Source organism: Rhodoferax sp. RT4P68 (assembly GCF_056521305.1).
On record NZ_JBWMBB010000014.1, the window covers coordinates 83,771 to 108,273 of the forward strand.

Here is a 24,503-nt window from a genome sequence, read left to right on the forward strand (position 1 = left end):
CTCCCCGGGAACGCATTCCCGACCCCTGACATGACCAAATTCGTCTTCGTCACCGGCGGTGTGGTGTCCTCCCTCGGCAAGGGAATCGCCTCAGCCTCCCTTGCTGCGATCCTGGAATCGCGCGGCTTGAAGGTCACCCTCATCAAGCTCGACCCCTACATCAATGTCGACCCCGGCACGATGTCGCCTTTCCAGCACGGTGAAGTGTTCGTGACCGACGATGGCGCCGAAACCGACCTGGACCTGGGCCACTACGAACGCTTCATCGAAACGCGCATGCGGCGCGCCAACAACTTCACCACGGGCCGCATCTACCAGTCCGTGCTCGAGAAGGAACGCCGCGGCGACTACCTGGGCAAGACGGTGCAGGTGATCCCGCACGTCACCAACGAGATCCAGGAATACATCAAGCGAGGCGCCGGCTTCGGCACGCCCGAGGCCGTCGAAGTGGCCATCGTCGAGATCGGCGGCACCGTGGGCGACATCGAGTCCCTGCCCTTCCTCGAAGCGGCGCGCCAGATGAGCCTGCGCCTGGGCCCGAACCAGGCCGCCTTCGTGCACCTGACCTATGTGCCGTGGATCGCAGCCGCCGGCGAGCTCAAGACCAAGCCCACGCAGCACACCGTGCAGAAGCTGCGCGAGATCGGCATCCAGGCCGATGCATTGCTGTGCCGTGCCGACCGCCGCATCCCCGAGGAAGAGGCCGAGAAGATCTCGCTCTTCACCAACGTCGCACGCTGGGGCGTGATCTCGATGTGGGACGTGGACACGATCTACAAGGTGCCGCGCATGCTGCACGAGCAAGGCCTCGATGGCCTGATCTGCGACAAGCTGCGCCTGAACACGCCACCGGCCAACCTCAAGCGCTGGGACGACCTGGTGTATGAGACCGCGCATCCTCAGCACGAGGTCAACGTCGCCATGGTCGGCAAGTACGTCGACCTGTCCGACAGCTACAAATCGCTGAACGAGGCGCTGCGCCACGCGGGCATGCGCAACCACACACGCGTGAAGATCACGTACCTCGATTCCGAGAACATCTCGCCCGAGAACGTGGCGCAGCTGTCCGCGTTCGACGCCGTGCTGGTGCCCGGCGGCTTCGGCAAGCGCGGCATCGAGGGCAAGATCTGCGCGGCCCGCTTCGCGCGTGAGAACCGCGTGCCCTACCTGGGCATCTGCCTGGGCATGCAGGTGGCCACCATCGAATTCGCGCGCCACGTCGCCGGCCTGGCCAACGCCAACAGCACCGAGTTCGAGCCGGCTTCGCCGCACCCCGTCATCGCGCTCATCACCGAGTGGCAAGACGCCGACGGCAGCATCAAGACCCGCAACGCCAACTCGGACCTGGGCGGCACCATGCGCCTGGGCGCGCAGAGCTCTGACGTCACGCGCGGCACGCTGGCGCACCAGATCTACGGCGAGGTGGTGACCGAGCGCCACCGCCACCGCTACGAGGCCAACGTCAAGTACCTGGACAAGCTGCGCGCGGCCGGGCTGGTGATCTCGGCGCTGACGCAGCGCGAGCACCTGACGGAGATCGTTGAGCTGCCGCAGAGCCTGCACCCCTGGTTCATCGGCGTGCAGTTCCACCCTGAATTCAAGTCCACGCCCTGGGACGGCCACCCGCTGTTCAACGCCTTCGTCAAGGCCGCGCTGGACCATCAGAAAACCCCCATCGAAGAAGTGGCCACGGCATGAAGCTCTGCGGTTTCGACATCGGGCTGCAGCAGCCCTTCTTCTTGATCGCCGGCCCCTGCGTGATCGAGTCCGAGCAGTTGCAGATGGACACGGCCGGTCGCCTGAAGGAGATCACCTCGGCGCTCGGCATTCCCTTCATCTTCAAGAGCAGCTTCGACAAGGCCAACCGCTCCTCGGGCACCACCTTCCGCGGCCCGGGCCGTGAGAAGGGGTTGGAGATTCTGGCCAAGGTCCGGCGCGAGTTGGGCATCCCGGTGCTGACCGACGTGCACACCGAGGAGGACATTGCGGCCGCCGCGAAGGTGGTCGACGTGCTGCAGACGCCGGCCTTCCTGTGCCGCCAGACAGACTTCATCCGCGCTGTGGCGCAGTCGGGCCTGCCGGTCAACATCAAGAAGGGCCAGTTCCTCGCGCCGCACGACATGAAGAACGTGATCGACAAGGCCCGCGCCGCTGCGCGCGAGAAGGGCCTGGACGAAGACCTGTTCATGGCCTGCGAACGCGGTGCCAGCTTCGGCTACAACAACCTGGTCTCGGACATGCGCAGCCTGGCCATCATGCGCGAGACCGGCGCGCCAGTGGTGTTCGACGCCACCCATTCGGTGCAGCTGCCGGGCGGCCAGGGCACCAGTTCGGGCGGCCAGCGCGAGATGGTGCCGGTGCTGGCCCGCGCGGCCGTTGCCGTCGGCGTGGCCGGGCTGTTCATGGAGACGCACCCGGACCCGGCCAAGGCCATGTCCGACGGCCCCAACGCCGTGCCGCTCAAGCACATGCCCGCGCTGCTGGAGACGCTGCGCGAACTCGACGCCGTGACCAAGAAGAACGGCTACCTCGAAAACGATTTCGAAGCCTGACGCCATGCCCAGCGCCTACATCATTGCCGACGTCACCGTGACCAACGCCGCGCAGTACGAGGACTACAAGCAGTGGTCCAGCGCAGCCATACTGGCGCACGGCGCCGAAGTCTGCGTGCGCGGCGGCAAGGTCGAGGTACTCGAGGGCGAGTGGAGCCCTACCCGCGTGGTCCTGCTGAAGTTCCCCAGCGTCCAGGCGGCCAAGAATTTCAACGCCTCGCCTGAATATGACAAGGCCCGCACCGCACGCCAGGGCGCCGCCATCATGCGCATGGTTGTGGTCGAAGGCGTCTGACTTTTCCGCACCGTTTTTTACCCAAAGAAAGAGAAGCTCCAATGAGTGCCATCGTAGACATCGTGGGTCGCGAGATCCTGGACAGCCGCGGCAACCCGACCGTGGAATGCGACGTGTTGCTGGAATCCGGCACCATGGGCCGTGCGGCCGTGCCGTCCGGCGCCTCCACCGGCTCGCGCGAAGCCATCGAACTGCGTGACGGCGACAAGAGTCGCTACCTGGGCAAGGGCGTACTGAAGGCCGTCGAGCACATCAACACAGAGATCAGCGAATCGGTGCTGGGCCTGGACGCCTCCGAGCAGGCGTTCCTGGACAAGACCATGATCGACCTGGACGGCACCGAGAACAAGTCGCGCCTGGGCGCCAATGCCATGCTGGCCGTCTCGATGGCCGTGGCCCGCGCCGCAGCCGAAGAGTCGGGCCTGCCGCTGTACCGCTATTTCGGCGGCATGGGCGGTATGCAGTTGCCGGTGCCGATGATGAACGTGATCAACGGCGGCGCACACGCCAACAACTCGCTCGATCTGCAAGAGCTGATGATCATCCCGGTCGGCGCACCCAGCTTCCGCGAGTCGCTGCGCTACGGCGCCGAGGTGTTCCACGCGTTGAAGAAGATCCTGCATGACAAGGGCATCAGCACGGCCGTCGGCGACGAAGGTGGCTTCGCACCCAGCGTGCCCAGCCATGAGGCTGCGATCCAGATGATCATCCAGGCCATCGAGGCCGCCGGCTACAGGCCCGGCGAGCAGATCGCCCTGGGCCTGGACTGCGCCGCGTCCGAGTTCTACAAGGACGGCCGCTACGTACTCGAAGGCGAAGGCCTGTCGTTGACCGGCGAGGAGTGGACCAACATGCTGTCTGGCTGGTGCGACAAGTACCCCATCATCAGCATCGAAGACGGCATGGCCGAAGGCGACTGGGACGGCTGGAAACACCAGACCGACGTGCTGGGCAAGCGCGTGCAGCTGGTCGGCGATGACCTGTTCGTCACCAACACCAAGATCCTGCAGCAAGGCATCGAGCGTGGCGTGGCCAACTCCATCCTGATCAAGATCAACCAGATCGGCACGCTGACCGAGACCTTCGCCGCCATCGAGCTGGCCAAGCGCTCGGGCTACACCTCGGTCATCAGCCACCGCTCGGGCGAGACCGAAGACTCCACCATTGCGGACATCGCCGTCGGCACCAACGCCGGCCAGATCAAGACCGGATCGCTCTCGCGCTCGGACCGCATGGCCAAGTACAACCAGCTGCTGCGCATCGAAGAAGACCTCGGCGACGTCGCCACCTACCCGGGCCGCCGCGCGTTCAACACGCTGCGCTGACCACCGCCACACCACCGGGTCTTGCCATGGGTTCGCGCTTCGTTCCGGCCGTGCTGCTGGTGCTGCTCGTCATCGTGCACGCGCAGCTGTGGTTCGGGCGCGGCAGCATCTCCAACGTCGGCCAGCTGCAGCAGCGGCTGGAGGCGCAGAACGCCGAGAACGACAAGGCGCGGCTGGTCAACGACCGTCTGACCGCTGAGGTGCGCGACCTGAAGGAAGGCCTGGAGATGGTCGAAGAAAAGGCGCGTACCGAGCTGGGCATGGTCAAGCCCAACGAGGTGTTCGTGCAGTGGGTGCGCTAGCGCCAGCACGACCCTTGGGCATGCCCGATTTCCTGATTGCGCTGTGGCAGTGGCTGCTGTCTCCGGCTTTTTCGGCCTGGGGTGCACCTACCTCCTGGCTCGAACTCATTGCGGTGGTGCTGGCGCTCGCCATGGTGGGCTTCAACATCCGTGAGCGGCACTGGGGCTGGCCGCTGGCCATCGTCAGCTCGCTGCTGTATGTGGGCGTGTTTTCGCGCAGCCGGCTGTATGGCGATGCTGCGTTGCAGATCTTCTTTGCCATCGTGGCGTTCTGGGGTTGGCTGCAGTGGCTGCGCGGCCACCGCGCCGATGGCTCGGCGCTGCGCGTCGCGCGGCTCACGGCGCGTGGCGCCTGGGCCGCCGTGATCGCCTGCGCCGTGCTGTGGCCGGCCATCGCATTGTTCCTGCGCTACTACACAGATTCCGACGTGCCGTGGTGGGACGCCTTCCCCACCGCCGTCAGCTTGGTCGGCCAGTACCTGCTGGGCCGCAAGTACATCGAGAACTGGCTCGCGTGGATGGCCGTCAACACCGTGAGCGTGGGCCTGTTCGCCTACAAGGGCCTGTGGCTCACCACCCTGCTCTACACCTTGTTCATCGCGCTCAGTGTGGTGGGCTGGCAGGCCTGGAAGCGCCGCCTGCCCCACGTGGCAGCAGTGTCGTGAGCGCAGCTCCGGGCCGCCCCAAGCAAGCTCGCGTCCCCTCGGGGGGCAGCGAACCTCGCGCAGCGGGGAGCGTGGGGGCTGCATTCGCAGCGCCGGGCCGCCCCAAGCAAGCTCGCGTCCCCTCGGGGGGCAGCGAACCTCGCGCAGCGGGGAGCGTGAGGGCTACATTCGCAGCGCCGGGTCGCCCCAAGCAAGCTCGCGCCCCCTCGGGGGGCAGCGAACCTCGCGCAGCGGGGAGCGTGGGGGCCACATGACAGTTTTGCGCGTCGCCCTGCTCGGGGCGGAGAGCACGGGCAAAACCGCACTGTCACAGTCGCTGGCCGATGCATGGCGCGCACGCGGGGTTGCCGTGGCCGTGGTTCCCGAAGTGTTGCGCGCATGGTGCGCGCACCAGGGCCGCACGCCAGGGGCGCACGAGCAGATGGACATCGCGCGCGAGCAGGCCGCGCGCGCTGACCGGGCCGCCGCCGTGCTGGCGGCCGATCACCCTGCCGCCATATCGATCCTGGTCACCGACACCTCCCCGCTGATGATCGCCGTCTACAGCGACCTGCTGTTTGCCGACCGCTCGCTCTACGCCTTCGCGCTGGCACACCAGCGCGGCGATGCCGTCACGCTGGTGATGGGACTGGATTTGCCCTGGGTGGCCGACGGCCTGCAGCGCGACGGCCCGCATGTGCGTGCGCCGGTGGACGCCCGGCTGCGTGCCGCGTTGGACAGCGTGCCGCTGCCCTACCAGCTGGTGTATGGCCGCGGCCCGCAGCGGCTGGCGCACGCCGAGCGAGCCTTGCGGGGGCATCCGCAGCTCGGCGCCTTGCTGGGCGACAGGCTCACGCCATCTGCACCGGATGCGTCGGCCACATCACCTGCAACGTCAAGCGCAGTACGCTGGCAATGCGAGGCCTGCGGCGATGCCGACTGCGAACACCGCTTGTTCCAACGCTTGAAGCTCTCGACGCCGAGCTGAGCGCCGACGAAAGGCCGCCGCCCGCCGGACCAGCACCGGGGCGGCTACTGCACCGAACGGCTGCCCGGCGTCACCGCACCCGGCGGCGCGAAGATCTGCGCTGCATCGACCGCGTCGAACCGATAGTGCTGGCCGCAGAACTCGCAGGCCACCTCCACCTCGCCACGCTCGGCCAGGATGCCCTCCACCTCCGGCTGGCCCAGGCTGCGGATCATGTTGCCCACACGCTCGCGGCTGCAGGTGCAGGCAAAGCGCGGCCCGCCCTCGCCCTTCTGCGGCGCAAAGCTCATCACTTGCTCTTCCCAGAACAGGCGGCGCAACACGGTGTCGATGTCCAAGCCCAGCAGCTCGTCGCGGGTCAGCGTCGAGGCCAGGTGCGCGATGCGGTTGAAGTGCTCGTTGTGGCCCTGCGTGTCGGCGTCGTCGCCCACGGCGACCTCGGCCTCGCCACGCGCGGCCTGCCCTTGCAGGTTGGCGTCGCCCTTGACCGGCAGGCGCTGGATCAGCAGGCCGGCGGCCACCTCATCGTTGGCCGCCAGCACCAGCAGCGTGTCCAGCTGCTCAGAGCGCAGCATGTAGTGCCGCAGCACCTCGGCCACGCTGCCGAAGCTCTGCTCGTCGTCGCTGGTCAGCGCCACCACGCCCTGGTAGGGCTGCTGGCCCGGCAGCTTATGGGCCGGGTCCAGCGTGATGGCGCAACGGCCGGCGCCGGTCTGGTTGACCATCTCGCCCAGCGTGGCGTCGTCGGCCACCGCGCCGACCACCGAGCAAGTGGCCCGCAAGCGCAGGTCCGCATGCACCTCGACCACGGCCACCTTGACCGGGCCATCGCCGAAGATCTGCAACACCAGCGCGCCATCGAACTGGATACCTGCCTGCATCAGCACGGCGGCCGCCGTCATCTCGCCCAGCAGGGCCTGCACCGGCGCCGGGTAGGCGCCGGCGGGGTTGGATGCGCGGCGTTGCAGCAGCTCCTGCCAGGCATCGGTCAGCCGCACGACGGCGCCACGCACCGGCAGGCCATCGAACAGAAACTTGCGCAGTTCGGACATGCGCGCTCAGCCGATCTTCTTCAGGCCGGCGCTGAACCGCCGCGCGTTGGCCATGTAATGCTGGGCGCTGCGGCGCAGCCCGTCGATCTGCTCCGCCGTCAACTGGCGCACGGCCTTGGCCGGGCTGCCGATGATCATCGAGCCGTCAGGGAACTCCTTGCCCTCGGTCACCAGCGCGCCCGCGCCGACCAGGCAGTTGCGGCCGATCTTCGCGTTGTTGAGCACGATGGCGCCGATGCCGATCAGCGTCTCGTCGCCGATCGTGCAGCCATGCAGCATGACCTGGTGGCCTACCGTCACATGGCGGCCGATGACCAGCGGCACACCCGCATCGGCATGCAGCACGGTGTTGTCCTGAATGTTGGAACCCTCGCCTACGGTGATGGGCGCGCTGTCGCCGCGCGCCACCACACCGAACCACACGCTGGCGTCGGCCGCCAGCGTCACATCGCCCACCACCTGCGCGTTGTCGGCCACCCAGGCCGTGGGCGCCACCTGGGGCAAAAGATCATCCAATGCGTACAAGGCCATGCGGGTTCCCGTGGTTCGTGGAGGTGGCAATTGTAGGGAGCGACCGCATCGATCAGCCCATCGATCAGCCCGCCGCCACGTGCTGCAGCGCGGCCAGCTCCACGTCGCTGAAGCCTGCCGCGCGGCGCGCCTGCAGATTGAATGGCCCCCGCAGCCGGGGCGCCTGGTAAGCCTGGGCCAGCGACGCGTAGGTGGCCACCGGATCGAGCCCACGCCGCTCGCACAGCCAGGCGTACCAGTGGTTGCCTACGGCCACGTGGCCGATCTCGTCGGCCAGGATCACATCCAGAATCTCGCCGGCGCGCAGGTCGCCCGCCTTCACCAGCTTGTCACGGATCGGCGGCGCCGCGTCCAGCCCGCGCGCCTCCAGCGTGCGTGGCACCAGCGCCAGGCGCGCCAGCAGGTCGTCCTGCGTCTTCTCGGCCATCTCCCACAGGGCGTTGTGCGCGGGGAACATGCCGTACGCGAACCCCAGCGACTGCAAGTGCGCGCTCAGCAGCAGAAAGTGCAGCGCCTCTTCGCGCGCCACACGCGCCCAGTCGCGGTAGAACGCGTCAGGCAGGTCGGCAAAGCGCCACAAGATGTCGCAGGCCAGATCGATCGCGTTCAGCTCGATATGGGCCAGCGCATGCAGCAGCGTGGCCCGGCCCTCCAGCGTGTGCACGGGCCGCGGCTTGAGTTGCTGGTGCGGCACCAGCACCGGCTGCGCTGGCCGCCCTGGAATGCCGGGCGGCGTGGCCAACTGCAGCGTGGCACCTACGGGCAGGTCGTCCGCGAGTGCGCGCGCCATCTCAGCCTTGGTGGCCGGCGTGGCCTCCCGCAGCGCCGCCAATGCGGCAGGACGAAGAAATTTCATAGCACGAAGTTTGCATCGAATTCAAATTGCAATTAGAGGCGAAGTCTGCGCGAATGAAAGGGTGGGGCCTAGAATCCAATCGCCCTGTTTCACCTGACGACCGCGTTGCCAATGCTCTTTGAACCCGAAGCTCCTGTATTGATTGGCCGACAGCCCATCGTGGATGCCCGCCGGGTGGTTTTTGGTTACGAATTGTTCGACAGGTCGCAGAACCCGCAGGACCAATCGGCGGCGTCCGATGTGGCCTTGGTTTTCCACGCGCTGGCCCACGCCGGCAGCGAAGTGCTGATGGGCCAATTCGCCATCTTCGTCAACACCACGCGCAACGGCCTGGCCGGCGGGCATCTGGACCTGGTGCAGCCTGATCGGCTGGTGCTGGAGATCGCCCCGGTCGACAACGACGACGAAGAAGAAATCGAAGCGCGTTCGCACGCGCTGCAGGGCCTGCGCAAGCGCGGCTTTCGGCTGGCGTTCAACCAGACCGTGCTGAGGCCCGCGTATGCCACCTGGCAGGGGCTGGCCAACTTCATCAAGCTGAACCTCTCGGCCGTCGACATGATGCAGATCCCGCAGCTGCTGCAGGCTGCCAGGGCGCGCACCAGTGCGCGGGTGATCGCCGAAAAGACCGAGTCCGCCGCGCAGTACGAGCAGCTGGCCGGCTACGGCGTTGACCTGTTCCAGGGCTACTGGTTTGCCAAACCTGACCTGATCCAGACCCGCGTGCTCGCGCCGTCGCAGGCCAACGTGATCCAGCTCATCAACCTGGTGCGCACCCAGGCCAGCACCGACGCGATCGAGGAAGTCCTGAAGAAGGACGCGATGCTGGGCTTCAACCTGATGCGGCTGATCAACTCGTCCGGGTTCGGCCTGGACCGCGAGATCACTTCGTTCCGCCAAGCCGTCATGCTGCTCGGTCTGAAGAAGCTGTTCCGCTGGGCCGCCCTGTTGCTGACGGCCGCGCGCGAGGGCGGCGCACCGCCCGTGGTCGGCAGCACCGCCGTGGTGCGCGGGCGGCTCATGGAGCTGCTGGCAGCCGAGTCCATGTCGCCCGAGGAATGCGATGGCGCCTTCGTCGTGGGCGTGTTCTCGCTGCTCGACGTGATGCTCGGCGTGCCGCTGGACCGGGCGTTGGAACTGCTCTCCCTGTCCGCGCCGGTGGCCGACGCACTCGCCCATGGCAGCGGCCCCTATGCCGACCTGCTGTTGCTGGCCAAAGCCTGCGAATCGGGGGACGATCACGGCTACGGGCGCGCGGCCCAGGCGCTGGGTTTGTCTGACCGCCAGATCAACCTTGCCCACCTGGACGCATTGGCCTGGGCCGATCAGGTGGCGCAGTGACCGGCATGCGAACAGCACATTTCGTCACAGACCACCTCCCTACAATCGCCCGACCCGCACCCACCGCCATGTCTACCATCCCCGACGAACTGCTGTCGATGAAGGGGCCGCCCGCCGGCAGTGCGGACAGCCAACTCGTCATGGCCCGCCAGGCCATCGTGGATGAGTCGCGGGCGGTGTTCGGCTACGAGCTGTTCGACCGGTCCATGTCGCCCGAGCAGCATACGGCCGAGAGCGACGCTGCCCTGCTCTTCAACGCCCTGTCCTTTGCCGACACCGAAGCGCTGGTCAGCAAGAAGCTGGTCTTCATCAACTGCACGCACGACAGCCTGGCCGGTGGCCACCTGGAGTTGATCCACCCGGACAAGGTCGTGCTGGAAGTGCCACCCATCCTGGGCAACGCGCCCGAAGAGATCGAAAGCCGTCTGTCGGTGCTGCAGGACTTGCGCAAGCGCGGCTTTCGCTTCGCTTTCAACCACACGGTGTTGACGCGCGGCTATGCCCCGTGGCGCGCGCTGGCCTCGTTCATCAAGCTCGACCTGATGGCCCTGTCGCCCGGCAAGGTCGAAGCCTTCGTGCGCTTCGCACAGGCCAACACCACCGCCCAGCTGATCGCCGAAAAGGTCGAGACGGCCGAGCAGCACAAGACGCTGCTGGGTTACGGCGTCAAGCTGTTCCAGGGCTACTGGTTCGCCAAGCCGGCCATGGTCAAGGCCCAGGCCATCCGGCCCTCGCAGGCCACCATCATCCAGCTGATCAACCTGGTGCGCCGGCAGGCCACCACCGCCGAGATCGAGCAACTGCTGAAGAAGGACCCGACGCTGTCCTTCAACCTGCTGCGCTTCATCAACTCATCCGGCTTCGGGCTGTCGTGCGAGATCACCTCGTTCCGCCACGCGGTGATGATCCTGGGCCTGAAAAAGCTGTTCCGCTGGGCCGCGTTGCTGATGACGACCTCGCGCAGCGGCGGCGCGCCACCGGCCGTGGGCCAAACCGCTGTCGTGCGCGGCCGGCTGATGGAGCTGCTGACCGCCGAGCTGCTGGCGCCCGAAGAATGCGACAACGCCTTCGTCGTCGGCGTGTTCTCGCTGCTGGACACCATGCTGGGCGTCCCGCTGGACAAGGCCATCGAGTCCCTGGCGCTGCCGCAACCCGTGGTCGATGCCCTGCTGCACCGCACGGGCGTGTTCGCGCCGTTTCTGGAGCTTGCGGAGGCCTGCGAGAGCGGCAACGACGAGGTGTTCGCCCGTGTCGCCAATTCGCTGCAGCTGTCGAACCGGCAGGTCAACTGGGCCCATCTGCAGGCGCTGGCCTGGGCGGAATCGGTCGAGGCATAGCAGCGGCGGCTGGGGCTGCGCAACGCAGCCCTGTTTGCCCGTGTGCCGTATCCAGTGCGCCACCGTGGGTGGCGCCCGCGTTTCCAATCAATCAGTGGGCAATGCCTGACCCGGGCCGTCAACCACATGGTCGTGCGCCTGCGTGATGTGGTGGTGGATGCGCCCATGGAAGTAGCGCGCCAGGATCGCCTCCGTCGCCGCCTTGGCCGCAGCCCGCGCAGCGCTGGCCAGGGCCGTGTCCACGGCGGCCCGGTCGGCGTAGCTGATCGCCAGGATCAGGGGTAGCTCCGGCGCCCCCTCGTCGCGCTCGTCGGCAAAGCACACCCGGACGGCGAGCACGCCTGGAAACGCCGTCCAGTGCGGCAGGACATCCGCCAGAACGGCGGCGCGAAAGGCTTCGGTCATGCCATCGTGAACATGGCCTTCGAACAGGGCGTAGCGGGTGATCATGGGGGACTGGTACAGGGTTAGAACAATGGAAGGCTTGGGGCAAGCGGTTCGGGCTTCAGTTCTTCACCCAAGCCAGGCAAGTGGTCAGACATCTGCAGGCGTCGCGATGTAGACCGACCTCAGCGTGGCAAGCTCGGGGTGCGGGCGTCCTTGAAATCGCTCCGACAGCGTCAAGTGCTTCAGTCGGAGCTCTGTCTCGGGATGCGCGTTCCCCTTCTCCAACAAGACTCGGTATCCGGCTCGCTCCAGCAAGCGTACATAGTCCGAATGGCGAAGACGATTTTCGCCTTCCCCGGTGAGGTGATTGACCCATGCGTGCCTGCGATCGCCCCACGTCAGAAAGTTGACCTTCGACAGAGACTTGTCGCGATGCTCGAGATGGTCGCTGTGGTCCACACAGTGAACCATCACGCCGTTCGCGGCCAGCTTGGGGCGCAGTGATCTGAACAGAGCCGCGATCTGATGTTCGGGAATGTGCTCCAGCACTGCACGCGAGATGACCACATCGATGCTGCCAGGGGCTACTTCGTCGACGTTGAAGGGCGCCAGGTAGGTAAGTGGGAAATCGGCCAGTGTGCTTCTTTCGGGGAGCTTGGAAAAATCCCCGCCTTCGCGCCTGAGGAACGCCAAGGTCGACGCGAAAGTCACTTCATCGAGATGAGGGTTCAGATCTGTCATGAAGACATGGCGGGCGCCGCGCATGCACAGCGTGATCGGGATCGTCGGAAACCACCCAGTGCCAATTTCCAGAACGGTGCTGCCGGCGAAGCTGCGTCCAGTCTTGCGCAGTTCGGCTTCCATATCGTTGAAGTCGTAGACCGTACCGCGGATATTTCCGGGGTCTGGCTCATACCCCATGAAACGGCGCTTGAGGCGCCGCAGCTCATCTTGAAAAGGTAAACGTTTGAGCACGGCAAGCCGAGCCACATGCAATTGCCAGTACATATCGAGCGCACCACGGTTGGAGTGAAGTGATCGTTCGGAGGCAAACGGCCGGCGGCTTGTTGTCCAACGATCGCCGTTGGCCTGAAGCCTGGCAGATGCGCGAGAAGGACAGCAGCCTTCAGGTTGCGCGCCATTATGGTCAAGCGCACAACGCTGACCGTGACAGCTGACGTTGAATTCGCTGTCGATGGTCGGGGCGTATGGGTCGGCCCACCCGCCACCGCCTTCACCTATCCCCGCGGATGGTGCTTGCCATGCAGCGCATGCAACCGCTCCCTCGCCACATGCGTGTAGATCGTCGTCGTCGAAATATCCGCATGCCCCAGCAGCATCTGCACCGCGCGCAGATCAGCGCCGTGGTTCAGCAGATGCGTCGCAAATGCATGGCGCAGCGTGTGCGGCGACAGCGCGACCTGAATGCCAGCGGCCACCGCGTACTTGCGCACCAGCGTCCAGAACATCATGCGCGTCATCGCCTGGCCGGGCGTCAGCCCGCGTGAGCTGACGAACAGGTCTTCACTCTGCCGCCCATCCAACAGCGTGAAGCGCGTGCCGTTCAGGTATTGATCCAGCCAGCCGGCAGCCTCGTCGCCAAAGGGCACCAGCCGCTCCTTGCCGCCCTTGCCCGTCACGCGCACCACGCCATCGTTCAGGCTCAGCTGAAACGTCTTGAGCGTGACGAGTTCGCTCACGCGCAGGCCGCTGGCGTAGATCAGCTCCAGCATGGTGCGGTCGCGCAGGCCCAGCGGCGTGTTGACGTCGGGCGCGGCCAGCAGTGCCTCCACCTGCGCCTCGCTCAGCGTCTTGGGCACGCGCAGGGCCTGGCGCGCGGGCTGCAGGCGCAGGCTGGGGTCGGTGGTGACGAGGCTTTCCCGCAGCGCCCATCGGAAGTAACGCTTGAACACTGTCAGCCGGCGGTTGGCCGTGCTGGCCTTGGTGACGGCGTGGCGGGCCGCGAAGTAGCCGTGCAGATCGGCCTCGCGCGTGGCATCCAGTATGCGGCCCTCGGTGGCCAGCCATTGCGCGTACAAGGACAGATCACGCCGATACGCCGCCAGTGTGTTGCGCGACAGGCCCTGCTCCAGCCACAGCGCATCGACAAATGCGTCGATGCCGGCCTGGCTGGCGGCCAGCAGCGCCTCCGTCATGCCGCGCACCCGGTGGCGGCGGCGCGCATCAATCGAGCTTCAGCTTGGCAGTCTCGACAACCTTCTTGTAGACCTCGAACTCGGCCTTGATCTGGGCCGAGAACTCATCGGGCGAATTGCCGATCACCAGCGAGCCGGTCTCTTCGATGCGCTTGCGCACGGCCGGGTCTTCCAGCACCTTGCGTACGCCGGCGTTGATCTTGTCCACGACATCCTTGGGCATGCCCTTGGGGCCGAGGATGCCGTAGTAGGCCATGCGGTTCACCGGCTCCAGGCCCACTTCCTTGAAGGTCGGCACGTTGGGCAGCACGGCCAGGCGCTGCGGGGCGGCGACGATGATGGGCACCAGGCGGTTGGACTGCACGAACGGCAGGGCCGAGGGCAGGTTGTCAAAAATCATGTTGACCTGGCCGGCCACCGTGTCGTTGAGCGCCGGGCCGGCGCCGCGGTAGGCGATGTGCGTGACGAACAGGCCTGCCATGCTCTTGTACAGCTCCATCTGCAGATGGCCGATGCCACCCGTGCCAGACGAGGCGAACGCGTACTTGCCTGGCGCCTTCTTCACTTCGGCCACGAAGGTTTTGTAGTCCTTGGCGGGGAACGAAGGGTGCACGGCGATGATGTTCGGCGTGGCCGCCACGTTCACGATGGGCGTGAAGTCGGTCAGCGGGTTGTAGGGCACCTTGGGGTTGATGGCCGGGTTGGCCGCCGTGGTGGACACGGTGGCCATGCCCAGCGAATAGCCGTCGGGCTGCGAGCGCGCTGTTTCCGCAGCGCCGATGATGCCGCCGCCACCTCCCTTGTTTTCCACCACGACCGGCTGGCCCAGCACCTTGCCCAGCGGGTCAGCGATCACGCGGGCCACGATGTCGGTGGTGCCGCCAGGGGCAAAGGGCACCACCAACCGGATCGGCTTGGTCGGGTAAGACTGCGCCAGGGCGGGGCCTGCAGCGGCCAGCAGCGCGAGGGTGAAAACGGTCCGACGTTGCATCGTGGAAATCTCCGGGGAAAAGGTGGATCGAAAAGCCTTGCGCGACAGGTGTGGCTGCGGGGCTGAGGCGGCGCGATTATAAAAATCCACCCGCCGCCGCCAGCCCTGATTGCACAGGGTTTGCACTGGTATTCTCAGCCGGCGCCCCCCGGCCCGCCGCGCCCTGCCCCCGCCCTTGCCCACCGTGAACTACGCGCAACTGCTGCTGCCCGATTTCTCGCTGATCCTGATCGGCTTTCTGCTGTGCCGCTACTCACCGCTGGGCCGCGACGTGTGGGTGCCGGTGGAGCGGTTGGTCTACTTCTTCTTGTTCCCGGTGCTGCTGTTCCAGTCGGTGCTGAAGACGCGCATCGACCTGGCCGCCACCTCGGGACTGATGCTGGCCGGCGTTGGCATGAGCCTGGTGGGCATTGCGCTGGCCTACAGCCTGCCGCACTGGCCGGGGCTGGGCCGCCATATCGACCGGCGCGAACATGCAGGCGCTGCGCAGGTGGCGTTCCGCTTCAACTCGTTCATTGCGCTGGCACTGGCCGAGCGCCTGGGCGGCGCGCAGGCGCTGCAGATGATCGCCGTGCTGATCGGCGTGTGCGTGCCGCTGTTGAATGTGGCCGCCGTCTGGCCCATGGCGCGGCATGCGCAAAGCGGCCTGCTGCGCGAACTGGTGCGCAACCCGCTGATCATCGCCACCGTCTCGGGCCTGGCCGCAAACCTGGCGGGCCTGGCCATCCCCCTGTGGCTGGAGCCGACCACCTCGCGCATCGGCGCCGCTTCGCTGGCGCTGGGCCTGATGGCAGCGGGCGCCGGCATGCAGTTCGGGCCCTTGGCGCGGGCCAAGGTGCTGGGCATCGGCCTGCTGGGAATTCGCCATTTCGCGCTGCCGCTGGTGGCGCTGGGCCTGTCGTGGGCACTGGGCCTGACGCGCATGCAGAGCACGGTGCTGCTGATCTTCTCGGGCCTGCCGACTGCCTCTAGCTGCTATGTGCTGGCCGCGCGCATGGGCTACAACGGGCCGTATGTGGCGGGGTTGGTGACGCTGTCCACGCTGCTGGGCATGGCCAGTTTGCCGTTTGCGCTGGGCGTGCTGCAGGCGCTGCTTTAGGCGGCTTGCGCCAACGCCCAGGCCACGTGCTCGCGCACCAGCGCACTGCCGTCTTCAGCGCGCGATTGAAGGGCCTGCTGCAGCGCGGGGCGCGTGTGCGCATCGGCACTGCGCAAGGCATTGCCCAGCGCCACGGCGATATTGCGCAGCCAGCGCGCGTGGCCGATGCGGCGAATCGCGCTGCCCTCGGTGCGGCGCAGAAACTCTGCCTCGCTCCAACCGAACAGCGTGACCAGCTGCGCGCCGGCCAGGCCCTCACGCGCATCGAAATCGGCCAGCGGCGCGCGCGCTGCGAACTTGTTCCAGGGGCAGGCCAGTTGGCAGTCGTCGCAGCCGTAGATGCGGTTGGCCATCAGCGGGCGCAACTCCACAGGGATCGCGCCCGCGTGCTCGATCGTCAGGTAAGAGATGCAACGGCGTGCGTCCACACGGTGTGGCGCGACGATGGCGCCGGTGGGGCACACGTCGATGCAGGCCTGGCATTGGCCGCAATGCGGCGAGACGGGCGCGCTCTCGGGCAGCGCCAGATCGAGGTAGATCTCGCCGAGAAAGAACATCGAGCCGCCCTCGCGGTGCAGCACCAGCGTGTGCTTGCCACGCCAGCCCTGGCCGCTGCGCACGGCCAGCTCGGCCTCCAGCACCGGCGCCGAATCGGTGAACACGCGAAAGCCCAGCGGCCCCACCGCGCCGGCGATCTGCTCGGCCAGCTTGTGCAGCCGCGCGCGCAACACCTTGTGGTAGTCACGGCCTCGCGCATACAGCGAGACGATGCCTTCGGCCGGCCGCTGCAGGCGGGCAAACTCAACGGCCTGCCACTCGGCCGGTGTGTCCTGCGGCAGGTAGTCCATGCGCGCTGTGAGCACGCTGACGGTGCCCGGCACCAGCTCGGCCGGGCGTGCGCGCTTCATGCCGTGGGCGGCCATGTAACCCATCTCGCCATGAAATCCCTGGGCCAGCCATGCGGCAAGACCCGGCTCGGCAGACGTCAAATCGACCGGCGCCACGCCGATTTGGGAGAATCCGAGCGCGCCGGCCCACTCCCTGATACGGGCCACCAACTCGAGAGCATCGATCTGAACCACAGCAGCCGTCACCCGCCGATTGTAGAAACCAGCCCCAACCCCCTGCGGCTGGTGTGGCCCGACGAGGCCGCCACGCAGACCTTTGCCGAAGGGCTCGCGCGCCACAGCGGCATCGCCAACGCCTTCATCGCCCTGCAAGGCGACCTGGGTGCCGGCAAGACCACACTGGTGCGCCATCTGTTGCGTGCGCTGGGCGCGACCGGCCGCATCAAGAGCCCGACCTACGCCGTGGTCGAGCCGCACCAGATCGACACGCGCCAGCCGCCTCTGGCAGTCTGGCATTTCGACTTCTACCGCTTCAACGACCCGCGCGAATGGGAAGACGCCGGCTTTCGCGACATCTTCGCCAGCTCCGGCCTGAAGCTGGCCGAGTGGCCCGACAAGGCCGGCGCGCTGCTGCCGGCGGCTGACCTCACGATCATGATCGACACCCAGACCGATGGCGCGCGCCACGTCACCGTCACGGCCGGCACCGCCGCCGGCACCACGCTGCTGCAGGCGCTCGCGCTGCAGCCGGCGCCGACATGAAGCGCCGTGCGCTGTTGCAGCACAGCACCCTGGTGCTGCTGCTGGGCGTGCAGCACGTGGCACGCGGCGCTGGCATCGTGGCCGTGCGCGTGTGGCCGGCGCCAGACTATTCCCGCGTCACCATCGAATCGGATGTGCCGCTGGTCACGCACCAGACCTTCGTGGCCGACCCGCCACGGCTGGCGGTAGACATCGAGGGCATCGAGCTCAACACGGCCCTGCGCGAACTGGTCGGCCGCGTACAGCCGGGCGACCCCAACATCGAGCGCATCCGCGTTGGCCAGAACGCGCCGGGCGTGGTGCGCCTGGTGATCGACCTGAAGCGCGCGGCCTCGCCCCAGGTGTTCACGCTGGCGCCGGTGGCCGCCTACCAGCACCGGCTGGTGTTCGACCTGTACCCGGCGGTCGCCGAAGACCCGCTGGAGGCCTTGATCGCCGAACGCATGAGCGAAAAGCCGCGCGCGCCCGCATCCGGCGCTGGCGCCGACCCGCTGGACGAGCTGATCGCCCGGCACAGCGGCCCCGGGCTGAGCGTCTCGCCACCGCCCGGCCAGATCAAGCCGCTGCCCGACCCAAGCACCAGCACCGTGCGCCCGCCCTCGCCCACACTGCCACACGGCACGCTGGCCGGCGCAGCGCCCGAGGCCAGCACGCCCGCCAGGCGCCCGGCCGAGCCGCCGCAGCGCACCGACCGGCTGATCATCGTGGCGCTGGATCCAGGCCACGGCGGCGAAGACCCCGGCGCCATCGGCCCGCGCGGCACGCGCGAGAAAGACATCGTGCTGCGCGTGGCGCACAAGCTGCGCGAGCGCATCAACGGCACCAGCATCAACGGCAACCCGATGCGCGCCTTTCTCACGCGCGATGCCGACTTTTTCGTGCCGCTGCAGGTGCGCGTGCAAAAGGCCCAGCGCGTGCAGGCCGACCTGTTCATCAGCATCCACGCCGATGCGTTCACGACGCCATCGGCGCGCGGCGCCAGCGTGTTCGCGTTGAGCGAGCGCGGCGCCACCAGCACCGCCGCACGCTGGCTGGCCAACAAGGAAAACCGGGCCGACCTGATCGGCGGCGTCAACGTCCAGGCCAAGGACGCGCACGTGCAGCGCATGCTGCTGGACATGAGCACCACGGCGCAGATCAACGACAGCCTGAAGCTCGGCAGCGCGGTGCTGGGCGAGATTGGCGGCATGGCGCGGCTGCACAAGCCGCGCGTCGAGCAGGCCGGCTTTGCCGTGTTGAAGGCGCCGGACATTCCCAGTGTGCTGATCGAGACGGCGTTCATCAGCAACCCGGACGAAGAAGCCAAGCTGCGCAGCGAGGACTACCAGGACGACCTCGCCGACGCCATCATGCGCGGCATCCGCAGCTACTTCGCCAAGAACCCGCCGCTGGCGCGCAACCGCACCGTGTGAGCTTGGTTGGGGGGCCGCGAGCGCGCTGGAGCGCCGCCAATGAACAGGCACAGGACGCCCACGCCCGACAGGTCGCAGGCGCCCGGGCCTACACCCCACAACCCTCGCGTTCCCTACATTGAAAACAGGGGGTGGCGTTGGCCCGCTTCCCACAACATGCAAGGTGAACGACATGATCAAGACTCTCCTGACCCTCACCACTGCCGCCGTGATCGGCCTGACGGGGTGCGCGAGCAACCCTTCCAGCGCCCAGGTGGGCACGGGCGTGGGTGCAGTCGCCGGTGGCGTGCTGGGCAACGCGGTGTTTGGCAGCACGCTGGGCACCGTGGGCGGCGCGGCGGCCGGTGCAGTGGTCGGCAATGAAGTCGGCAAGCGGCGCGATCGGCGCTGACACCCTCAGCGCCCACAAGATCGGTGTCTGCCCGATGTGCCCACCATCTCATGATCGTGTGGCCGTTCTTGGACTAGACGATGGACGAGGGATGCTTGGCCAGCGGCGTGACCGTGATCTGCATGAATGGGAACAGCGGCAACTTGCTCAGCGTGTCGTGCAGCTCGTCGTTGCTAGACACGTCGAACACGCTGTAGTTGGCGTACTCACCCACCACGCGCCACAGGTGGGGCCACTTGCCTGCGCTCTGCAGCTGCTGCGAATAGGCCTTCTCCTCGGCCTTGATGCGCGCGGCCTCTTCGGGCGCGAGCGTGGACGGAATGTTGACGATCATGTGAACCAGATACAGCATGGGAAATCCTTGTCGGTCAGGAAGCGAGTTGTTGGGTTGCGAGAAAGTGAAGCACCGCCTGGTCGAACGCGCGCGGCGCCTCCAGGTTGGAAAGATGGGACGCAGGCACCACCGCCAGCTGCGCGCCGCCAATTCCTGCCTGCATGGCCTGGGCGTCGGCCACGGTGGTGACCGGGTCGGACGCGCCCGCCAGCAACAGCGTGGGCGTGCGGATGCGGCTGAGGTCTTCGCGCAGATCCGATGTCGCCAGGGCCTCGCAGCAAGCCGCGTAGCCTTGCGGCGCGATGCCGGCGATCCAGGCCTGCGCGCGTTGCACTTCGGCCGGATGCGCATTGACAAAGTCGGCGCTGAACCACCGGCCCGGTGACGACTCGGCCAAGGCCTGCATGGCGGCCTGACCGCCGTCGCGGACCATCGCCGCCCGCTCGTTCCAGCCCTGCGACGTGCCGATCTTGGCGGCACTGTTGCAGACCGCGATGGCGTTGAACCGGGCGCCCGCGTGGATGCCCAGCCACAGGCCGGTATGACCGCCCATCGAGATGCCGCAGAACGCGGCGCGCTCGATGCCCAGAGCGTCCAGCACGGCCAGCACGTCCTGCCCCAGGTCCGCGAAACTGTAGGGGCCGGGCGTGACCGGGCTGCCACCGTGGCCGCGTGCGTCGTAGCGGATCACGCGGTAGTGCTCGGAAAACGCGGCCACCTGCGGGTCCCACATCTCAAGCAGCGTGCCCAGCGAGTTGGACAGGATCAGCGCCGGTGCGGCGGCATCGCCGTCGACGGTGATGCGGAACGCGCCGCGCGCGGTTTCCAGCGAAAAGGGTGGTGAATGCATTGGTTGCGCCATGGTGGATCTCCTTCAAACGCGTTCGATGATCAGCGCGATGCCCTGCCCCACGCCGATGCACATGGTGCACAGCGCATAGCGGCCGCCCGTGCGGTGCAGCTGCTGAACAGCGGTGGTGACCAGGCGTGCGCCACTCGCGCCCAGAGGATGGCCCAGCGCGATGGCGCCGCCATAGGGGTTCACACGGGCGTCGTCATCGGCCAGGCCCAGTTGGCGAAGCACGGCCAGGCCCTGCGAGGCAAAAGCCTCGTTGAGCTCGATCACATCCATCTGCGCGAGGGCAAGGCCGGTCTGCGCCAGCAGCTTCTGCGTGGCGGGCGCGGGGCCGATGCCCATGACGCGCGGCGCGACACCGGCCGTGGCCATGCCGACGACACGGGCGCGCGGCGTGAGGCCGTGCCGCCTGGCTGCTGCCTCGCTGGCCAGCAGCACGGCGCAGGCACCGTCGTTGACACCGCTGGCATTGCCAGCCGTCACCGTGCCGCCCGGCCGCACCACGGGCTTGAGCTTGGCCAGCGCTTCGAGCGTGGTCTCGCGCGGATGCTCGTCCACGCTGACAAGCAGCGGCTCACCCTTGCGCTGGGGTACCGCCACCGGCACGATCTCGGCGGCGAACAGACCGGCCTTCTGCGCCGCAGCGGCTTTGGCCTGGCTGCGCCACGCGAACAGGTCCTGGTCTGCGCGCGAGACCTTGAAATCATCGGCCACGTTCTCGGCCGTCTCGGGCATGGCGTCCACCCCATGCAGCGCCTTCATTTTCGGATTGACTAAGCGCCAGCCGATGGTCGTGTCCTGGATGGAGTTGACACGCGAGAAGGCCGATTCCGCCTTGGGTACGACAAACGGCGCGCGGCTCATGCTCTCCACGCCGCCGGCGATCATCAGGCCGGTTTCGCCCGACTTGATGGCCCGCGCCGCGATGCCAATGGCATCCATGCCGGAGCCGCACAGGCGGTTGACGGTGGTGCCGGGCACCTGCAAGGGCAGGCCGGCCAGCAACAGCGACATGCGGGCCACGTTGCGGTTGTCTTCACCGGCCTGGTTGGCGCAGCCGAAGATCACGTCGTCGACAGCACTCCAGTCCACCTCGGCATTGCGCTCGGTCAGGGCCCTGAGCACGGCGGCGCCCAGGTCGTCGGGACGGACGGAGGACAACGCGCCGCCGTACTTGCCGAAGGGGGTGCGAATGGCGTCGCAGATGAACACGGGTTCGGTCATGGGTTTTCTTTCGTTGGCGTGTGGCGCGGTTTCATGGCGCGGTGCTGGCCGCAGCGATTGGCAGGCCGACGATGCCTTCCAGCGCTTCGCGGCTGAGCCCTTCGACGGCATCGATCAGCTGCAGTCCTTGGGCTGTGCACGCGAACGTCGCCAGATCCGTGTAGACGCGCTTGACGCAGCCCAGGCCGGTCAAGGGGTAGGTGCACTTCTCGACCAGCTTGCTCTCGTTCTGCTTGGTGAGCAGGTCCATCATCACCCAGGTCTGCTTGGCACCGATGGCCAGGTCCATGGCGCCGCCCACGGCCGGGATGGCGCCCGGCGCGCCGGTGCTCCAGTTGGCCAGGTCGCCATCGGCCGAGACCTGAAAGGCGCCCAGCACACAGATGTCCAGGTGGCCGCCGCGCATCATGGCGAAGCTGTCGGCATGGTGGAAGAAGGCGCCACCGGCCAGCAGCGTCACCGGCTGCTTGCCGGCGTTGATGAGGTCGTAATCCTCCTGCCCCTCGGCGGGCGCCGGGCCCATGCCCAGCACGCCGTTCTCGCTGTGCAGCACCACCTCCACCCCGGCGGGCAAGTGGTTGGCCACCAGCGTAGGCTGGCCGATGCCCAGGTTGACGACGGCGCCGTCGAAGATGTCCCGGGCCACCCGCGCTGCGAGCTGGTCCTTGGTGCGACGTTGGTACGTGGGGGATGCCATGCTCATGCTGCCTTCTTGAAACCGCCGGCCTGGGTGGCGACGCGGTCGATCTGGACGATCTTGTGGACGAAGATGCCGGGCGTGACGATGGTCTCCGGGTCCAGCGCGCCCAGGTCCACGATGTCGTGCACCGTGGCGATGGTGCGCCGCGCGGCCATGGCCATCACGGGCCCGAAATTGCGTGCGGCCTTGCGGTAGACCAGGTTGCCCCAGCGGTCGCCCGCCTCGGCCTTGATCAGGGCCACGTCGCCGTGGATGGGGTACTCCAGCACGTAATGCTTGCCATCGATCTCGCGCGTCTCACGGTCGCCCGCGAGCTGGGTGCCGAAACCCGTGGGGCAGAAAAACGCGCCGATGCCGGCACCCGCCGCCCGGATGCGCTCGGCCAGGTTGCCCTGCGGCACGAGTTCGAGCTCCAGCTTTCCTGCCCGGTACAGGCTGTCGAACACCTGGCTGTCCGCCTGGCGCGGGAAGCTGCAGATGATCTTGCGCACGCGGCCCGCCTGCAGCAGCGCGGCCAGGCCGACCTCGGCATTGCCGGCGTTGTTGTTGACGACGGTAAGGTCCTTCGCGCCCTGCGCGATCAGGCCGTCGATGAGTTCGTTGGGAATGCCGGCGGTGCCGAAGCCGCCGATCAGGACGGTCGCGCCGTCCTGGATATCGGCCATGGCCTCGGCGACCGAGCGGGCGATCTTGTTGATCATGGAAACGTGTCCTTCAGGAAATGGTGTCGTTGCGGCTGGGTCACTTGGCGGCGACTGCGGGGTTGCCCGGAGCCACGGCGCTGTGCGCCTGCGCGGCCCGGCCGTGCTGGATGCAGAACACCGCCACCGCCGCGATCACCGCTGGCAAGCCGATGGCCAGAAAGTTCTGCTCCAGCGGCAGTGCCATGGCGACAAGGCTGCCGATCACGATGGGCGCCAGGATGGCACCGCTGCGCCCGACGCCCGAGGCCCAGCCGATGCCCGTTGCGCGCACCGCCATGGGGTAGAACTGGCCGACATAGGCGTAGGTCACGATCTGCGTGCCGATGGTGGAGGCACCCGCCAGGCCGACGAGCAGGAACAAAACCGACGTGGGCACCGGGTAACCCAGCAAACTGATGGACACCGCCGCCAACGCATACATGCCGACCAGCACGTACTTGATGTGGAACCGATCCGCCAGCCACCCGCCGCCAATGGCACCCACCATGCCGCCGAAGTTCAGCACCAGCACGAAGGTCAATGCCGAACCCAGCGTGTAGCCAGCGCCCGCCATCAGCTTGGTCAGCCACGAGCTGAGCGCATAGACCATGAACAGGCACATGAAGAACGCGACCCAGAACATCGCGGTGCTGAAGCCCCGGCCGTCCTGGAACAGCTTGCCGATGGGTGCGCTCGCATCGCGGTCCTGCTGCGGCAGGTCGAACGAATCGCCTGGCTGCGGCCGGTAGCTCGGGTCCAGCTGCGCGGCGATCTCCTGCAGGCGCGCGGTCTGCCGCGTCTTGATGAGAAAGGGCATGGACTCGGGCATGGACTTCAGGATCACCGGGATCAGCAACACCGGCAGGCCCGCCGCGAGAAACACGGACTGCCAGCCGTAGCTTTCAATCAGCCCCTTGCCCACCACGGCGGCCAGCATGCCGCCCACCGCGTAGCCGCTGAACATCAGCGTGACCATGGTGCTGCGGATCTTGCGCGGCGAATACTCCGTCATTTGCGCCACCACGTTCGGCATCACGCCGCCGATGCCCAGGCCGGCCAGAAAGCGCATCACGCTGAAGGTGACCGGGTCGCTGGTGAAGCCCGCCGCTGCGGTGAACACGCTGAACAGCGCGATGCAGATGGCGATGGCGCGGCGGCGGCCGATGCGGTCGGCAATGGTGCCGAGGAAGATCGCGCCGAACATCATGCCGAACAGCGCCGAGCTGACCATGAAGCCCGCGTTGGTCGGGCTCACGCCCATCTCCTTCATGATGGACGGCAGTGCGATGCCCGCGACGGCCAGGTCGTAGCCGTCGAAGATGATGATGAGGGCGCACCAGAGCAGCACGCCCCGGTGAAAGCCGTTGAACCTGGCGTTGTCAGCCAGCTTGTGCAGATCGATGTGTTTCATGATTTGTCTCTTTGATGTTGTCGTTCGGC

At 67.2% G+C, this 24,503-nt stretch carries 27 protein-coding genes; 13 read left to right on the top strand and 14 right to left on the bottom strand.

Translation table 11 applies throughout. The annotated features are described in order from the left end of the window. Nucleotides 1-30: 30 nt before the first annotated feature. The 7 genes from AC099J_RS25415 (at nt 31) to AC099J_RS25445 (ending at nt 6,106) form a co-directional block, all read left to right on the top strand. Entirely contained in the window at nt 31-1,698 is a 1,668-nt protein-coding gene (locus AC099J_RS25415) for a CTP synthase (protein ID WP_479618083.1), read from the top strand. After that, nucleotides 1,695-2,552: a 3-deoxy-8-phosphooctulonate synthase gene (gene kdsA, locus AC099J_RS25420; RefSeq protein WP_479618084.1), complete on the top strand. Its 858-nt coding sequence runs from the start codon at nt 1,695-1,697 to the stop codon at nt 2,550-2,552. The genes AC099J_RS25415 and kdsA overlap by 4 nt, the downstream gene beginning before the upstream one ends. A 4-nt stretch (nt 2,553-2,556) precedes the next feature. Beyond that, complete coding sequence (locus AC099J_RS25425; protein ID WP_479618085.1) at nt 2,557-2,847, top strand: DUF1330 domain-containing protein; 291 nt, start codon at nt 2,557-2,559, stop codon at nt 2,845-2,847. Between the two features lie 41 nt (nt 2,848-2,888). Beyond that, nucleotides 2,889-4,172: a phosphopyruvate hydratase gene (eno, locus tag AC099J_RS25430; RefSeq protein ID WP_479618086.1), complete on the top strand. Its 1,284-nt coding sequence runs from the start codon at nt 2,889-2,891 to the stop codon at nt 4,170-4,172. Between the two features lie 26 nt (nt 4,173-4,198). Then, nucleotides 4,199-4,474 carry a septum formation initiator family protein gene (locus AC099J_RS25435; protein ID WP_479618087.1) on the top strand — a complete coding sequence of 92 codons (276 nt, stop codon included), beginning with the start codon at nt 4,199-4,201 and terminating at the stop codon, nt 4,472-4,474. A 20-nt stretch (nt 4,475-4,494) separates the two neighbouring features. Next, the gene (gene pnuC, locus AC099J_RS25440) at nt 4,495-5,139 is read left to right on the top strand and encodes a nicotinamide riboside transporter PnuC (RefSeq protein ID WP_479618088.1); all 645 of its coding nucleotides are present in this window, start codon (nt 4,495-4,497) and stop codon (nt 5,137-5,139) included. Between the two features lie 250 nt (nt 5,140-5,389). Then, nucleotides 5,390-6,106: an AAA family ATPase gene (locus tag AC099J_RS25445; protein WP_479618089.1), complete on the top strand. Its 717-nt coding sequence runs from the start codon at nt 5,390-5,392 to the stop codon at nt 6,104-6,106. A 44-nt stretch (nt 6,107-6,150) separates the two neighbouring features. On the opposite strand, the gene hslO is transcribed toward AC099J_RS25445, so the two are convergent. The 3 genes from hslO to AC099J_RS25460 form a co-directional block, all read right to left on the bottom strand. Further along, complete coding sequence (gene hslO / locus AC099J_RS25450; RefSeq protein ID WP_479618090.1) at nt 6,151-7,158, bottom strand: Hsp33 family molecular chaperone HslO; 1,008 nt, start codon at nt 7,156-7,158, stop codon at nt 6,151-6,153. Nucleotides 7,159-7,164: 6 nt separating this feature from the next. After that, on the bottom strand, nt 7,165-7,689 hold the full coding sequence (locus AC099J_RS25455; protein WP_479618091.1) for a gamma carbonic anhydrase family protein: 525 nt from the start codon (nt 7,687-7,689) through the stop codon (nt 7,165-7,167). A gap of 64 nt (nt 7,690-7,753) precedes the next feature. Beyond that, entirely contained in the window at nt 7,754-8,545 is a 792-nt protein-coding gene (locus tag AC099J_RS25460) for a ferritin-like domain-containing protein (RefSeq protein ID WP_479618092.1), read from the bottom strand. Nucleotides 8,546-8,656: 111 nt separating this feature from the next. Here AC099J_RS25460 and AC099J_RS25465 point away from each other — a divergent pair, with 111 nt between their 5' ends. Both AC099J_RS25465 and AC099J_RS25470 read left to right on the top strand, forming a co-directional pair. Continuing rightward, complete coding sequence (locus AC099J_RS25465; RefSeq protein WP_479618093.1) at nt 8,657-9,883, top strand: EAL and HDOD domain-containing protein; 1,227 nt, start codon at nt 8,657-8,659, stop codon at nt 9,881-9,883. Nucleotides 9,884-9,951: 68 nt separating this feature from the next. Continuing rightward, nucleotides 9,952-11,220 (top strand): EAL and HDOD domain-containing protein, encoded by a 1,269-nt coding sequence (locus tag AC099J_RS25470; protein WP_479618094.1) that lies wholly within the window; start codon nt 9,952-9,954, stop codon nt 11,218-11,220. An 87-nt stretch (nt 11,221-11,307) separates the two neighbouring features. On the opposite strand, the gene AC099J_RS25475 is transcribed toward AC099J_RS25470, so the two are convergent. From AC099J_RS25475 to AC099J_RS25490, 4 genes are all read right to left on the bottom strand, one after another. Continuing rightward, nucleotides 11,308-11,670 carry a hypothetical protein gene (locus AC099J_RS25475; protein WP_479618095.1) on the bottom strand — a complete coding sequence of 121 codons (363 nt, stop codon included), beginning with the start codon at nt 11,668-11,670 and terminating at the stop codon, nt 11,308-11,310. Between the two features lie 84 nt (nt 11,671-11,754). Then, nucleotides 11,755-12,615 (bottom strand): methyltransferase domain-containing protein, encoded by an 861-nt coding sequence (locus AC099J_RS25480; RefSeq protein ID WP_479618096.1) that lies wholly within the window; start codon nt 12,613-12,615, stop codon nt 11,755-11,757. 230 nt (nt 12,616-12,845) lie between these two features. Then, nucleotides 12,846-13,751, bottom strand: coding sequence for a site-specific tyrosine recombinase XerD (gene xerD, locus AC099J_RS25485; protein ID WP_479618202.1), 906 nt, complete (start codon nt 13,749-13,751; stop codon nt 12,846-12,848). Nucleotides 13,752-13,791: 40 nt separating this feature from the next. Then, on the bottom strand, nt 13,792-14,754 hold the full coding sequence (locus AC099J_RS25490; protein WP_479618097.1) for a tripartite tricarboxylate transporter substrate binding protein BugE: 963 nt from the start codon (nt 14,752-14,754) through the stop codon (nt 13,792-13,794). Nucleotides 14,755-14,938: 184 nt separating this feature from the next. On the opposite strand from AC099J_RS25490, the gene AC099J_RS25495 reads away from it, so the two are divergent. Continuing rightward, a complete protein-coding gene (locus AC099J_RS25495) occupies nt 14,939-15,853 on the top strand; it encodes an AEC family transporter (protein WP_479618098.1) in 915 nt (304 codons plus the stop codon). Here AC099J_RS25495 and queG read toward each other — a convergent pair. Further along, nucleotides 15,850-16,899, bottom strand: a complete 1,050-nt coding sequence (queG, locus tag AC099J_RS25500; RefSeq protein WP_479618203.1) for a tRNA epoxyqueuosine(34) reductase QueG — start codon at nt 16,897-16,899, stop codon at nt 15,850-15,852. The two genes, AC099J_RS25495 and queG, sit on opposite strands and share 4 nt — an antisense overlap. A gap of 27 nt (nt 16,900-16,926) precedes the next feature. On the opposite strand from queG, the gene tsaE reads away from it, so the two are divergent. The 3 genes from tsaE (at nt 16,927) to AC099J_RS25515 (ending at nt 19,266) form a co-directional block, all read left to right on the top strand. After that, nucleotides 16,927-17,463, top strand: coding sequence for a tRNA (adenosine(37)-N6)-threonylcarbamoyltransferase complex ATPase subunit type 1 TsaE (tsaE, locus tag AC099J_RS25505; RefSeq protein ID WP_479618204.1), 537 nt, complete (start codon nt 16,927-16,929; stop codon nt 17,461-17,463). Beyond that, on the top strand, nt 17,460-18,875 hold the full coding sequence (locus AC099J_RS25510; protein WP_479618099.1) for an N-acetylmuramoyl-L-alanine amidase: 1,416 nt from the start codon (nt 17,460-17,462) through the stop codon (nt 18,873-18,875). Before tsaE ends, AC099J_RS25510 begins: the two co-directional genes overlap by 4 nt. 172 nt (nt 18,876-19,047) lie before the next feature. Continuing rightward, nucleotides 19,048-19,266 (top strand): glycine zipper 2TM domain-containing protein, encoded by a 219-nt coding sequence (locus AC099J_RS25515; RefSeq protein ID WP_479618100.1) that lies wholly within the window; start codon nt 19,048-19,050, stop codon nt 19,264-19,266. Between the two features lie 73 nt (nt 19,267-19,339). Here AC099J_RS25515 and catC read toward each other — a convergent pair whose 3' ends face one another. The 6 genes from catC to AC099J_RS25545 are packed head-to-tail and all read right to left on the bottom strand — an operon-like array spanning nt 19,340 to nt 24,474. Continuing rightward, nucleotides 19,340-19,618: a muconolactone Delta-isomerase gene (catC, locus tag AC099J_RS25520; RefSeq protein WP_479618101.1), complete on the bottom strand. Its 279-nt coding sequence runs from the start codon at nt 19,616-19,618 to the stop codon at nt 19,340-19,342. Nucleotides 19,619-19,634: 16 nt separating this feature from the next. Continuing rightward, nucleotides 19,635-20,462: a 3-oxoadipate enol-lactonase gene (gene pcaD / locus AC099J_RS25525; protein ID WP_479618102.1), complete on the bottom strand. Its 828-nt coding sequence runs from the start codon at nt 20,460-20,462 to the stop codon at nt 19,635-19,637. A gap of 12 nt (nt 20,463-20,474) precedes the next feature. Beyond that, a complete protein-coding gene (gene pcaF / locus AC099J_RS25530; RefSeq protein ID WP_479618103.1) occupies nt 20,475-21,680 on the bottom strand; it encodes a 3-oxoadipyl-CoA thiolase in 1,206 nt (401 codons plus the stop codon). A gap of 31 nt (nt 21,681-21,711) precedes the next feature. Further along, the gene (locus tag AC099J_RS25535; protein WP_479618104.1) at nt 21,712-22,377 is read right to left on the bottom strand and encodes a 3-oxoacid CoA-transferase subunit B; all 666 of its coding nucleotides are present in this window, start codon (nt 22,375-22,377) and stop codon (nt 21,712-21,714) included. 2 nt (nt 22,378-22,379) lie between these two features. Beyond that, the gene (locus tag AC099J_RS25540; protein WP_479618105.1) at nt 22,380-23,081 is read right to left on the bottom strand and encodes a 3-oxoacid CoA-transferase subunit A; all 702 of its coding nucleotides are present in this window, start codon (nt 23,079-23,081) and stop codon (nt 22,380-22,382) included. Nucleotides 23,082-23,121: 40 nt separating this feature from the next. Continuing rightward, complete coding sequence (locus AC099J_RS25545; RefSeq protein WP_479618106.1) at nt 23,122-24,474, bottom strand: MFS transporter; 1,353 nt, start codon at nt 24,472-24,474, stop codon at nt 23,122-23,124. Nucleotides 24,475-24,503: the final 29 nt, after the last annotated feature.